11 protein-coding genes are annotated in these 13,105 nt (G+C 46.7%); 8 read left to right on the top strand and 3 right to left on the bottom strand.

Features of this window, described 5'->3' with window-relative positions; all coding sequences use genetic code 11:
* Positions 1-2: 2 nt before the first annotated feature.
* The 5 genes from prfB (at position 3) to ABGU93_RS13950 (ending at position 5,862) form a co-directional block, all read left to right on the top strand.
* A protein-coding gene (prfB, locus tag ABGU93_RS13970) for a peptide chain release factor 2 (protein WP_347414049.1) occupies positions 3-1,095 on the top strand; the annotation gives its coding sequence in 2 pieces (ribosomal slippage) (positions 3-77 and positions 79-1,095; 1,092 coding nt in all).
* Positions 1,096-1,148: 53 nt separating this feature from the next.
* Positions 1,149-2,315, top strand: a complete 1,167-nt coding sequence (locus tag ABGU93_RS13965; protein ID WP_347414048.1) for a homocysteine biosynthesis protein — start codon at positions 1,149-1,151, stop codon at positions 2,313-2,315.
* Positions 2,315-2,716: an NIL domain-containing protein gene (locus ABGU93_RS13960; protein ID WP_347414047.1), complete on the top strand. Its 402-nt coding sequence runs from the start codon at positions 2,315-2,317 to the stop codon at positions 2,714-2,716. The genes ABGU93_RS13965 and ABGU93_RS13960 overlap by 1 nt, the downstream gene beginning before the upstream one ends.
* Positions 2,717-2,718: 2 nt before the next feature.
* Complete coding sequence (locus ABGU93_RS13955) at positions 2,719-3,450, top strand: UPF0280 family protein (RefSeq protein WP_347414046.1); 732 nt, start codon at positions 2,719-2,721, stop codon at positions 3,448-3,450.
* A gap of 45 nt (positions 3,451-3,495) precedes the next feature.
* Complete coding sequence (locus ABGU93_RS13950; protein WP_347414045.1) at positions 3,496-5,862, top strand: homocysteine S-methyltransferase family protein; 2,367 nt, start codon at positions 3,496-3,498, stop codon at positions 5,860-5,862.
* 40 nt (positions 5,863-5,902) lie between these two features.
* Here ABGU93_RS13950 and ade read toward each other — a convergent pair whose 3' ends face one another.
* Entirely contained in the window at positions 5,903-7,618 is a 1,716-nt protein-coding gene (gene ade, locus ABGU93_RS13945; protein ID WP_347414044.1) for an adenine deaminase, read from the bottom strand.
* 222 nt (positions 7,619-7,840) lie between these two features.
* Between ade and ABGU93_RS13940 the strand changes: the two genes are divergently transcribed.
* Positions 7,841-8,578, top strand: coding sequence for a flavin reductase (locus tag ABGU93_RS13940; protein ID WP_347414043.1), 738 nt, complete (start codon positions 7,841-7,843; stop codon positions 8,576-8,578).
* A 39-nt stretch (positions 8,579-8,617) separates the two neighbouring features.
* Here ABGU93_RS13940 and ABGU93_RS13935 read toward each other — a convergent pair whose 3' ends face one another.
* Entirely contained in the window at positions 8,618-9,694 is a 1,077-nt protein-coding gene (locus ABGU93_RS13935) for a DUF1611 domain-containing protein (protein ID WP_347414042.1), read from the bottom strand.
* Between the two features lie 298 nt (positions 9,695-9,992).
* Between ABGU93_RS13935 and ABGU93_RS13930 the strand changes: the two genes are divergently transcribed.
* Together ABGU93_RS13930 and ABGU93_RS13925 are read left to right on the top strand one after the other, a co-directional pair.
* The gene (locus tag ABGU93_RS13930) at positions 9,993-10,613 is read left to right on the top strand and encodes a TetR/AcrR family transcriptional regulator (RefSeq protein ID WP_347414041.1); all 621 of its coding nucleotides are present in this window, start codon (positions 9,993-9,995) and stop codon (positions 10,611-10,613) included.
* Positions 10,614-10,620: 7 nt separating this feature from the next.
* Positions 10,621-11,544 carry an alpha/beta hydrolase gene (locus ABGU93_RS13925; protein ID WP_347414040.1) on the top strand — a complete coding sequence of 308 codons (924 nt, stop codon included), beginning with the start codon at positions 10,621-10,623 and terminating at the stop codon, positions 11,542-11,544.
* A gap of 90 nt (positions 11,545-11,634) precedes the next feature.
* Here the strand turns inward: ABGU93_RS13925 and ABGU93_RS13920 are convergent, their stop codons facing one another.
* Positions 11,635-13,089 carry a sigma 54-interacting transcriptional regulator gene (locus tag ABGU93_RS13920; RefSeq protein ID WP_347414039.1) on the bottom strand — a complete coding sequence of 485 codons (1,455 nt, stop codon included), beginning with the start codon at positions 13,087-13,089 and terminating at the stop codon, positions 11,635-11,637.
* Positions 13,090-13,105 lie beyond the last annotated feature (16 nt).

Raw genomic sequence — 13,105 nt, 5'->3', positions numbered from 1 at the left:
TGATGATAGATTTGTATGAAGAAAAACAGATCATCAATGCAATGGAGACAAAACTGAAGGAAATGGGGAATTCACTTTGACTTGCCACGGCTTGTCAAAGAATTGGAAGCGTTAGAAAAGAAAACCGAGAATCCCGAATTCTGGAATGATCAGAAAAGTGCGCAAATTGTTTTAAAAGAGCAGAAATTGATTAAAATCAAGGTCGATCATTTTAATGAGCTGGCTGAAGCGCTGGATGATATTATGGTGATGCTGGAGCTGGCCGAAGAAGGGGAGTTACTGGAAGGGTTCAGCGCAGCGATCCGGGATCTTGACGAAAAGTTGGATAATTTCCGGACTGAGACCCTGCTTTCTGGCGAATTTGACAGCAATAATGCGATCATTTCACTCCATCCCGGAGCTGGCGGAACTGAGTCTCAGGACTGGGCCTCAATGCTGTTGCGAATGTATACCCGGTGGGCGGAGAAGAAAAAATACAAGGTAAAAACCCTGGATCTCCAGCCTGGTGATGTGGCTGGCATCAAAAGTGTTACCCTATTGATTGAAGGGATTAACGCCTACGGCTATTTAAAAACCGAGCGGGGCGTACACCGGCTGGTCCGGATTTCGCCCTTTGATTCATCGGGCCGCCGTCATACCTCTTTTGCATCCCTGGATGTGATGCCCGAGGTGGATGAATCGGTGGAAATTGAAATATTGCCGGAAGACATCCGGATTGATACCTTCCGCTCCAGCGGCGCCGGTGGCCAGCACGTCAATACCACCGACTCGGCCATTCGGATTACCCATTTAAAAACCGGGATTGTGGTTCAATGTCAAAACGAACGCTCCCAGCATCAGAACAAAGAGGTGGCCATGAACATGCTTAAAGGCAAGCTGGTGGAAATCATGGAACAGGAAAAGATGGATCACATTGAAGACATCAAGGGTGACTACAGCCAGATTGCCTGGGGCAGCCAAATCCGTTCCTACGTCTTCCATCCTTATAATATGGTCAAAGACCACCGTACCAATGTCGAGGTGGGCAATGTCGGCAGCGTCATGGATGGCGATCTGGACGGCTTTATGAATGCCTATCTCAATACCATGGTGTAAATTGACACGTCATAAATCAGTTAACTAAATCAGAAGAATAGTTGGAGGGGAAAATGGCAAAAACCTATCAGGAAATTAACGAAAAAATCGCCAGAGGCGAGGCGGTGGTTGTTACCGCAGAAGAAGTCATCGGTATTGTGAAAGAGCGAGGCGTTAAAGAGGCCGCCGAATATGTGGACGTGGTCACAACTGCCACCTTCGGACCGATGTGCTCATCCGGGGCCTTTTTGAATTTTGGACACTCAGATCCACCAATCCGGATGGGTGAGATCACCATGAATGGGGTTGAAGCCTACGGCGGTCTGGCTGCCGTGGATACCTATCTGGGTGCGACCCAGCCATCCCAGGACTGGGGCATTGAATATGGCGGGGCCCACGTGATTCATGATCTGATCGCCGGAAAAGAAGTCCATCTGGTGGCAAAATCCCAGGGTACTGATTGTTACCCCAGAAAAGAACTGGATACCTGGGTAAAACTGGAAGATTTAAATGAAGCCTATCTGTTTAACCCTAGAAATGTATATCAGAATTATAATGCGGCCATCAATGGCTCCAGTCAACGGCTTTATACCTATATGGGGATATTGCAGCCGAATATGGGCAATATCACCTATAGCACCGCTGGCGAATTAAGCCCCCTCCTCAATGATCCACTGCTTAAGACTATCGGCATGGGAACCCGGATCTTTTTTGGTGGCGCCCAGGGTCATGTATCCTGGATGGGAACCCAGTTTAATACTGCCTGTCCCCGGGATGACAAGGGCTATCCCCAGACCCCCGGCGCAACGCTGGCGTTAATCGGAAACATGAAAGAAATGGATCCCAAATATATTCGCGGCGCTGTTTATGAGGGCTATGGCACCTCGATGTTTGTCGGCGTGGGTATTCCGATTCCAATCCTCAATGAGGAAATCATGGCCTTTGTCGCAGTGGAAAATAAGGACCTTTACACCAATGTGATTGACTACAGCGTTCCTAAAAAAGCCAAGCCCTCCCTGAAAAAAGTCTCTTATGCTGAGCTCAGAAGCGGATCGGTGGATATTAATGGCAAAAGTATTAAGACCTCACCGCTTTCCAGTTTGAAAATGGCCAGAGAAATTGCTGAGGAACTAAGCACATGGATTAAAAAAGGTGATTTTTTCCTGCAGGAACCGATCCAGAGCTTCCCCATGGGAAATTCGCTTAAGGGTCTGGAAATCAAGGAAGGAGAATCCCGATGATGACAAAAAAAATACTATTGTCCTTCCCGCAAAAGTCAGCGGGTCAACCGATGGCGATGGAACTCATTAAAACCTACCATCTCGATTTTAATATTCTCAAAGCTTTTATCGATGACAATATTAAAGGCACCCTGCTGCTTGAAATTAAAGGTGAAGAAGCCGATATTGAAGCGGGGATTGTCTTTTTAAGAGAACACCAGATTGGCGTAAAAGATATCCAATCGGTGGTTGAGGTCGATGAAAATAAATGTGTTTCTTGTGGTGCCTGTACTGCGGTCTGTGCCGTTGGTGCCCTCGAAATGACAGCCGACTGGTCTTTAGTACATCACGACGACAAATGCCTGGAGTGCATGCTGTGCGTTAAAGCTTGCCCGATGCGGGCTATTCATGCCGTAATCTGAAGATGATCTATGAACCGCGAACCTATCGAAAAATAATGAAAGCCGAGGATCTGGATTATTTCCAGGTCCTCGAATTCGAATCCGACCTTTTTATTGGCGTGGATCATGGCAGCATGACCCCGCAGCTGGCCGAGCAGGTTAAAACCGAGTTGCAGATGCTGCGCAAAACCATCGTCGACTACAATAATGACTATCCGGATTTCATCAAATCACTGACACCGCTGCCATTAAACCCTGAGGCCGCCCCGATTGTTGTGGATATGCTGAAAGCCGGAAAAACAGCCGGCGTGGGACCGATGGCCGCCGTGGCCGGAGCTGTCTCAAAATATGTCGGCAAAATGCTGGCATCGTATACGCAAGAGATGGTGGTGGAAAACGGCGGAGACCTGCTGGTCTTCACCAAAAAAGAACGACGAATTGCCCTCCATACCGGAAATTCACATTTTGCTGATCTGGGTTTAACCATTAAACCCCGGAAAAATCCGCTGGGGGTCTGCACCTCTTCAGGCGTGATGGGCCATTCCCTGAGTTTCGGGAAGGCCGATGCGGTAACTGTCATCAGTGCCGATATTCCCCTGGCGGATGCCGTGGCGACGGCGCTATGCAATCGCATTAAAAAACCGCAAGATGTTGAAAAAGGTCTGGCCTGGGTAAAAAACATAACAGGGATCCTGGGCGCGCTGATTATCATTGAAGATCAACTGGGCGCCTGGGGTGAGATTGAACTATGTTAGATGTTTTTATTTATTACGCAACCTGTCTAAAGGAAAGGAGCACCAGTGAAACTAAGCGAAATACTAGGAAGTAAACGGCTGTATCTCGATGGCGCCATGGGGAGCCTGCTTCAGAATAAATTGGAATCAATTGGAGCGGTTCCAGAGGCGTTAAACCTGACCCATCCGGAATTGATTAAAGAGATTCATCAATTATACATCGATGCCGGAGCCGATATCATTCTTTCCAATACCTTTGGGGTTAACGGCTATAAACTCCAGGGTAGCGGCTACACCGTGGAACAATTGGTCACGGCCGGGGTTAAGAATGCAAAATCATTGAATCCTGATTTTACGGCGCTGGATGTCGGGCCGCTGGGAACGCTGATTGGCGCCCTGGGAGAAGTATCCTTTGATCAGGCGGTGGATTATTTTAAAGAGGTGGTAGCTGCCGGCGACAAAGCCGGGGCTGATTTGATCATCATTGAAACGATGACCGATATCTGCGAGGCCCGGGCAGCGTTGATTGCCGCCAAAGAAGTGTCGGAACTGCCGGTGATTGTTTCGATGACCTATGAGGAAAATAGCCGAACCCTCACTGGCAGCGATGCCTTAACCGTCGTAAACATTTTAGAAGGACTCGGTGTCGATGCCATCGGTATTAATTGTTCTACCGGACCGGATGCAATGCTGCCGATTATCGCCGAGCTAGTTCGCTATGCCTCGGTGCCGATCATGGTGGAACCCAACGCCGGCTTGCCCCACATGAAAGACGGCAAAACCGTCTATGACATCACCATCGATCAGTTTACCGACTATATGGTGCAAATTGCCGAAATGGGCGCGTTAATCTTGGGCGGCTGTTGTGGCACAACCCCGGCCTATATTGCCAAAATGAAAGGGGCTACCAAAGACCTGCCCCTTTATCAGGTAACCAAAAAAAGTTTTACTGCTGTATCTTCAAGCACCAAGACCATTATTTTGGGAGCGGATATCCATATTATTGGCGAATGCATCAATCCCACCACCAATCCGGTGCTAAAGGCATCGCTGCGTCAGGGCGAACTCTCAGTGGTGACCCAATTGGCCAGTGATCAGAAAAAAGATGGTGCTCATATTCTGGACATCAATTTAGGATTGCCGGATATTGATGAACTGATGATGATGCAAGAGGCGGTGGATACGGTCAGCCGTCTGGTAGATTCTCCGCTGCAGATTGATTCATCGAACCCGGAAGTTATCGCAGCGGTGCTGCGAAGTTATCCCGGCAAGGCGATCATCAATTCGGTTAATGGCAAAAAATCCTCAATGGCAGCGATCTTTCCGATCGCCCAGAAATACGGCGCCCTGGTACTGGGACTGACTATGGACGAAACCGGCATTCCCAGTCTGGCGGCCGATCGTTTTGCCATTGCTGAGAAAATCATTAAAACCGCAGAGTCTTACGGCATCAGCAAAAAAAATATCCTCATTGATGCCCTGGTGTTAACCGCCTCGGCCCAACAGGCGGAAGTTCGGGAAACCATCAAAACCCTGGAAAAACTCCGGGCGGAGCTGGGGGTGCCAACGGTACTGGGGGTTTCTAATATATCCTTTGGTCTACCCAACCGCGAGCTGTTAAACCGGACCTTTTTAGCCATGGCCCTGGAAGCCGGCCTGACCACCCCGATTATGAACCCCAGTGATCGGGAAATGATGGACACCATCACCGCATTCCGGGCGCTCTGGGGTTTGGATGGCCAATGCATTGCTTACGCCAACACCTATAAAGACAGCAGCTTTGGCGCAGTTAAATCAGAAACGGAGCGAGCTGCTCTGGGCCTTAAGGAAATCATCGAAGAGGGACTGACTGATCAGGCGGCGGGAGCTACCGCGATTTTATTAGAAACCAGAGAACCACTGGATATTGTCAATAACGAGATCGTCCCGGCTCTTGATGCTGTGGGTGATGCCTTTGAAACTGGCGAATGCTTTTTACCCCATCTGATTTTTGCGGCGGAGACGGCCCAAAAAGCCTTTGAAGTCATCAAAGAAACCATGGCCAAAGATGGCCAGGTTCAGGTGGCCAAAGGAAAAATTGTGTTGGCCACGGTTGAAGGCGATGTCCACGATATCGGTAAAAACATTCTCAAGGTGATTCTCGAGAATTATGGTTACGAAATACTCGATCTGGGCAAGGATGTTAAGGCGGGAACGATAATCGAGACCATTCAAGATGAAGACATCAAACTGGTGGGTCTCAGCGCCCTGATGACAACTACCGTTAAAAATATGCAAAAAATCATTACCGAAATCAAAGCCAGCTGTCCGGCCACCACCATCATGGTCGGCGGGGCGGTATTAAACCCCGAATATGCCAAGACTATCGGTGCCGATTATTACGGCAAAGACGCCCGGGAAGGCGCCGGCATTGCCAAACGCGTATTTGAATAAAGTGAAAAAAAGACAGCTGATGGCTGTCTTTTTTTGTTGGTCAGTCGTTAATTAATTGAAAGGCATCCACATCAAAGAGCCCCATATCGGTCAGGCGCAGGGAAGGGATCACCGGCAGGGCCATAAAGGAAAGGGTGATAAAGGGGTCGACCCCGGGAGCTACCCCTAAGCCGTGGGCACTTGAAATCAGCGAAGCCACCTTTTTCTGAACCACATCGCCGGTCTCAAGACTGATCAGACCAGCCAGGGACAAGGGGACGGACCCGATTATTTTATGATTGCCGACCACCACATAGCCGCCACCAATTTCAGCGAGATGATTGACTGCCAGCAGGATATCCTCATCATTATCACCCACCACAATAATATTGTGGGAGTCATGGGCGACGGTGGTGGCAATGGCGCCGTTGCGGATCCCAAAGCCCTTGATGGCCGCCACGCCGACATTACCGGTATGGCGATGGCGTTCAATGACGCACAGCTTGTCATAGCTGTCATCGGGGCTAAAAAAACCATCTCTCCCGGGCAGGGGTTCAAGCAGATGATGGGTTTCAATCTGATCGTTGATAATTTCAATGACATGATCTTTTGCGCCAATGGGTAACTGCAGTTTTTCCGGGGTGAGGGCCTGAAGATGGACCGAATTGAGCAGCCGGGGATCAATTTCGTGGTGGGCTTTATCTTCCCAGCGACGGTCGTTCACCAGGCGGCCATTCTGATAAACCTGCTCCACATTCATGGTACCCAGGTCGGTAATGATCACCAGATCGGCCCGGTAACCGGGTGCGATAGCCCCCAGCTTTTTTAGCCCATAAGCCTGGGCCGTGTTAATGGTGGCCATCTTGATCGCCTTGATCGGGCACAGCCCCAGATCAATAGCCTGTTTGATGTTCCAGCGGATATGGCCATCCTGATGGATGTCTTCTAAATGTTTGTCATCGGTACAGAAAAGGAATCGGTCGATTGGTAAATTCTTTTCTAATAATTCGCTGATGATGGCATGAAGGTTTTTGGCCGCAGAACCTTCCCGAACCAGAATGCAAAAACCAGCTCGCAGTTTTTCAAGGGCTTCGGACCAGGTGGTCGATTCATGTTCACTATTGATCCCGGCGCAGGCATAAGCCTGCAGCGATTTGCCCGCCAGCCCCGGGGCATGGCCATCAGCAAGCTTGTGTCGGCATAGGGTCAGCTTATCAAGAATCACCGGATCAGCGCCCAGAACAGCCGGAAAACACATCACTTCACCGAGACCCAATATCCGTGGATGATCCAGATAGGGCTGCATATCAGCGGCCAAAAAAGGTCCGGCCCCATTTGTTTCGAAGGGGGTGGCCGGCACCGAAGAGGGCAGCATCACAAAAACGTTTAAGGGGATATGCTCGGTGGCGTTTAACAGATAGTCGAGTCCGGTTGTCCCGGCCACATTGACCAGCTCATGGGGATCGGCAATAATCGTCGTGGTGCCGGTGGGAACAATCGCCCGGGCCAACTCAAAGGGTGTAACCATGGTGGACTCGATGTGCATATGGGCATCAATGAATCCGGGCACCAGATATTTTTCATCCAGGTCTATTTCTTCGATCCCCTCATAAGATCCAATCCCCACAATGGTGCCACTATTAACAGCCACATCACCGAGACAGATTTCTTCAGAAAACACGTTGAGAATCCTGGCGTTTTTAAAAACCAGCTCAGCTTTTTCAAAACCGTTGGCGACAGCAATATTATTTTTAAGGTCTTCTTTATATTTTCTCATATTCTATCCTATCTTTAAACAGCGATTTTTTCAAATAATGTGATGAATAATTATAACCTGATATATGCCCTTTTTTTACAAAAAAATGCATTTTTTATATGAATCTCATCGAAAAAGGGTTATAATGACAATCAGAACATCAAATTTTTTCTGTACTTCAATTTGCTTATAAATTATAATAATTATAAAGTAGATGGTAATTCTAAGAAAGTGGTGAACAAAATGAAAAAATGGCGCTGCACAGTATGCAATTATGTACATGAAGGTGATACCCCGCCAGACAAATGCCCGATTTGTGGAGTGGGACCGGATAAGTTTGTTTTAATCGAAGAGTCAGAAGTCATTGAAGTGGTTAAAGAAAAAAAATGGCGCTGTACCGTTTGTAATTATATCCATGTGGGTGAAACTCCTCCCGATGTTTGCCCGGTTTGTGGCGTCGGACCCGAAAAATTTGTTTTGGTTGAAGAAGTCGAGGACGGTTTAACTGATAAAGAAAGAGAAGCCTTACAGACCTTATTATTTAATGTCAGTTATGGTTTATATATTATTTCATCAATCAAAGATGAAAAGCTGAATGGGATGGTATCCAATACCTTTATTCAGGTCACCAGCACCCCTTTAAAAGCCAGCGTCTGTCTCGGAAAAGGAACCTTGACATCCGAATATGTCCGCGAATCCGGCGTCTTTGGGGTCTCCATTCTGGGCAAGGATAATCACGATCTGATCAAACATTTTGGCTACCAGAGCGGCAGAGATGTTGAAAAATTCAAAAGCCTCAGCTATATTACCGGAAAAACCGGATGTCCCGGATTACTGGAAACCTTATGTTTTGTCGAATGTGAAGTGGAACAGACCATCGATTTGGGAACCCACTATATGTTCATCGGCAAGGTTGTTGACGGCGACGGCTTCAGCAAAGACGAACCAATGACCTACGCTTATTATCACGCTACCCGCTAGATAATAAAAAGCCCATGCGAAAAATCGCATGGGCTTTTTTTAGTTGATGACTTTTTCCTTTAAATCCGGGAAGGTTTTTAAAACAGCTTTCACCAGTTTGTTGCAGCCGTAGGTTAGAGCATCAGTGGTGGGGAGATGATATTTGTGTTCATAGGTTTTGATGGTATCATGCACTTCACTTTCACTCATTTCTTCATGATTGAGCGTAATCGCAATGACCTTGGACTGGGAGAACTGTTCGAGAAGCTCAATTTCGCTGGAGAGGGTGGGCATTTGCAGATAATCAAAATCTACCCGTCGTTTTCGTTTGGGGGGATGCTGAACAATAATGGCATCCGGTTTTCCACCACGGATGATGGCACAGGAGCTGATAAAAGCCGGATGACTGAGGGCACCCTGTCCTTCCAGAATAATCACATCCGGTTTTTCGTGGATGTTTGCTTCCATCACGGCATTTTCCAATTCGCCGGTCATAAATTCCGAAGGAATAGCATCAAGGGCAATTCCGTATTTTTCACCCTGAATTAATGAAGTCTGACCGGTGCCGATAAAACTGGCCCGAAGTCCCCGTTCTTTCAAGGCGGCAATCAACATCATCGCGGTGGTTCGTTTACCGACGGCACAATCAGTGCCGAGAATGGCAATCTTTGGTGTTTTGACATTTAAAATATCGCCGGTAAAAAGATGGAGATAGCGATTAGCAAGTGGCTTTCGGATGTCATATAACTTAACCCGATAGCGCTTGGCCTGTTGTTTAAATTCAGAATCTTCCGAAATAAATTCATGGAGACCATTGACGATATCCATTCCCAAAGACATGGCCTTGAGAAAAATACGACGTTCTTTGGTAGATAAGATGGCATCCTTTGGGGCGATGCCATAAATAAAATATTTGGGCACCTCGTTTAATTGATCCATGGCTTCGGATAAATCGCGATAGATGGGGATCCCATTGTCAACCCCTTCCAATATTTTTCCGGCATCCATGCCTGTTTTCGTGCTGTCTATTACACATGTTATATGGTATTTTTGAGAACGTCGGATTAAACCATTGGCAGTTTTTCCATCAGATTCACCAAATTGACCTTCACAGTAGAGTAAAGCTTTTTCTTTCATAGAGTGTAACACTCCTTTCACGTGGACAAGAACAAGTTCTTTACAAGACAAACGATTCAATTAAATTTTCTTAATGTGTTTGAGAATAAAAGCAGTTCGATATGCACTCTTTTAATCATACCACAGAAAATGGTAAATAAACGGTTCCTTAAGAAAAACCTGAAATACAGACTCATTACCTGAGAAAATTCCAGGCTCTGCTGCTGCCCGATGGATATAAAATAGAACCTGCGACTTGACAAAAGATGACCCGGATGATATATTGAATATAAATTCAATATATCATCCGGGAGGGATCATGGCTCGATCAAAAGAACAAAACGAAAGAATGAGGGAATCACGCAAAGAAAAGATTCGCAATGCAGCCCTGCAGCAATTTGTTAAACAGGGGCTGTTTGCCACCCGAATCCAGGATATTGCTGCCGAAGCTGGAATCGCCCAGGGACTGTTATATCATTATTACTCATCAAAAGACGAAATTTTTGTGGACCTCATCAATGATGCACTGGACAAGACCATTGCGGCATCCTATTCGGTACGCGATATGGCGACCAGCCCAGGTGAAAAAATTCGCTATGCTTTGGAAAAACTTATTGAGACCATTGAGCATAGCCAGACTTTTTTAGACACCTGTCGCTTGATTACCCAGGCAACCAATTCAACGGCAATTCCAGTGGAAGCTCAGGATCTGATTCGGGAAAAAAGGAGTACTCCCTATCAGGTGATTGAGCAAATAATGGCAGCGGGACAAAAAGAAGGAACCATTGTAGCTGGTGACCCCAAAATGCTGTCGGTTTTATTCTGGACCAGTATCAATGGTCTGGCAATATACTTTTCAACCAATAATAATCAGGACGTCAAACTGGATTATCGGGTGATCGCATCGATGTTTTTGATTGAAAGAGAAAAGGAGAAATAGAGTTTACATGAGTACTAAAGCAAAAATGATGCACTATACGTTGAAATATCGTCATCTTTTTAAAGGGCAATTGCGTCCGGAAGTGATTGATAAAAACACATCAATAGAAAAGTTGCGGCGGGACTGTGATGAGACTGCCGAACGATTTTTTAAAACAATCCCGGGAATCAGTTTTAAACCGGGTGACTATCCGAATTTTTATACGGAATGGGTTGAAAGTGAAGAAGCCCCCGCAGAAAAGGTCGTCTTGTACTTTCATGGTGGCGGTTTTGTCATGGGCAATGCCCGATCGCATAGAAATATTGTGGGGAATTTTGTCAAACATCTGGGTATTAAAGCCCTGGTATTTGATTATCGGCTGGCCCCGGAAAATCCGGCCCCGGCAGCAGTCGATGATTCAGCAGCAGTTTACAGCTGGCTGCTGGAACAAGGTTATCAACCAGAAAATATCGCTTTTGCCGGAGATTCGGCTGGTGGCGGGATTGCTTTGGCCACCCTGCTAAAATGCAAGGATGATGGCATACCGCTGCCGGGGGTCTGTGCAGTATTTTCACCCTGTACCGATATGACGCTTTCGGGAGAGTCCCATAACACAAGGGCCAAGGCCGATCCCTGTACACCCAAAGGCGCCAATGAAACCTATCTTGGCTACTACGTTGGCAGCGGAGATCGGAAACATCCTTATGCCTCGCCATTGTTTGGGGATTTAAGTGGTTTGCCACCAACGATTATTCAGGTTGGCGATAACGAAACATTAAGGGATGATTCAACCCGTTTTGGCGAAAAAGCAAACGAAGCCGGGGTTGATGTGCAATTGAAGATATGGAAGGGGATGTTTCATTGTTTTCCCTTGCTGGCACCGATGTTTCCGGAGGCCACCGAGGCCCTGGAAGAGGTTTGTCAGTTTATTGGAAAAAATCTGAACAACTGAGTTTTATATCAAATAATTATTAGGTTACCGAATGAGGGTTATCTAAGCAGAAAAAATGGTTTCCGCCAAATTTCAGACGGAAACCATTTTTTATAATTCATCATCGACATCTTTAATACCATGCAAGCGGATCTTATATTGTAGATTCTGCCGTGAGATCCCCAGGTCACGGGAACTTTTTGAGATGTTATGATCATTGGCCTGCAAAACGTCGATGATCATCTGTTTCTCAATCTTATTCAGGGTGTTTTTTAAATTTTTGTCATCGATACTGGCGGATAAATATCTTTCATAGATTTTCTTATCTGAAATATTTTTCCGTAAATAAGCCGGCAGTAAGTCTGGTGTCAGAATGGTATCCTGATATTGGGCAATATAAATAGCGTGAGTTACGGCGTGCTTTAACTCACGGATATTTCCTGGCCAGTCATGGCTGAGCAGAATTTCCTGGGCTTCGTCCGATACCTTAAACAGCTGCTTTCCCATGGCCGACCCTTCGGTGGAAAGGAATGCCGGTACCAGATCCAGAATATCCTGTTTTCGGTCTTTTAGTGGTGGTAAGTGAATGGAGAAGACGGCCAGCCGGTAATATAAATCAGACCGCAGCCGTTTTTCTTCAATGGCTTTTAGCGGATCCTGGTTTAAGGCGCTGAGCAGGCGAATATTGGCCGTTATTTCTTTATGGCCACCAACCTTCCGATATTTGCCGGTTTCCAGCACCCGTAACAGCTTCGATTGCAGCCCCATGTGCATGGAGTTGATTTCATCGAGAAAAATGGTGCCACCCTCAGCGGTTTCCAATAGCCCCACGGAATCCACCGCACCGGTAAAAGAACCTTTGACGGTGCCAAACAAGGTGCTTTCCAGAAGGTTTTCAGGGATTGCGCTGCAATTGATGGCCACAAAATGTTTGTTGGCCTGGGGACTGGCATTATGAATGCTTTGGGCAAAAACTTCTTTACCGGTACCGGTGGGCCCGGCGATCAGGATCGGTGCGGTCGTTTGTGCAGCGATTTCCGCATGGCGAACACATTCAGCCATATGGGCGCTGGTACCGATAATATCTTTAAAGGTAAATTGGGTACCATTGTTTTTCAATTGCTGGGATTTCAGATCGTTCTGCAGTTTATTAATGGTGTTGGCCATATGAATATAGTCGGAAATATCCCGGTAGATACAGATGGCCGCTTCAACCTTCAGGGGATCTGTTTTAGAAAAAACCGGGTAAGTACTGCTGATGACATCGGCAACCTTTCCGGAAGGGGATGTATATTTGACATGGACATCCTGAACTTTTTTTCCGGTTTTCAAGACGAGAGATTCCATGGATTCGTTTTCAAGATAATCATAAATATCAGACATGTTTTTACCGATAACATCTTCATGCTTCATGTTCTCGATAATTTCGCAGCCCTTGGAGTAGCAGACAATTTTTCCATTGGCATCAACAACATGAATGCACACATCTTCGATCCGCTCAACATCCTGAATCGGGAAAGAATTTTCGCCAAAAGCTTCCAAAATGTGCTCGTTTTTTACTTTCACTGGTATTCTCCGTTTC

Source organism: Acetobacterium sp. (assembly GCF_039830195.1).
Lineage (GTDB): Bacteria > Bacillota > Clostridia > Eubacteriales > Eubacteriaceae > Acetobacterium.
This window is presented reverse-complemented; position numbering and strand designations above follow the sequence as displayed.

Coding starts and splice junctions, on each gene's coding strand:
- ABGU93_RS13930 (WP_347414041.1), top strand. CDS start 9,993: ATGGCTCGATCAAAAGAACAAAACGAAAGAATGAGGGAATCACGCAAA.
- ade (WP_347414044.1), bottom strand. CDS start 7,618: ATGAGAAAATATAAAGAAGACCTTAAAAATAATATTGCTGTCGCCAAC.
- ABGU93_RS13940 (WP_347414043.1), top strand. CDS start 7,841: ATGAAAAAATGGCGCTGCACAGTATGCAATTATGTACATGAAGGTGAT.
- ABGU93_RS13955 (WP_347414046.1), top strand. CDS start 2,719: ATGATCTATGAACCGCGAACCTATCGAAAAATAATGAAAGCCGAGGAT.
- ABGU93_RS13935 (WP_347414042.1), bottom strand. CDS start 9,694: ATGAAAGAAAAAGCTTTACTCTACTGTGAAGGTCAATTTGGTGAATCT.
- ABGU93_RS13960 (WP_347414047.1), top strand. CDS start 2,315: ATGACAAAAAAAATACTATTGTCCTTCCCGCAAAAGTCAGCGGGTCAA.
- ABGU93_RS13925 (WP_347414040.1), top strand. CDS start 10,621: ATGAGTACTAAAGCAAAAATGATGCACTATACGTTGAAATATCGTCAT.
- ABGU93_RS13965 (WP_347414048.1), top strand. CDS start 1,149: ATGGCAAAAACCTATCAGGAAATTAACGAAAAAATCGCCAGAGGCGAG.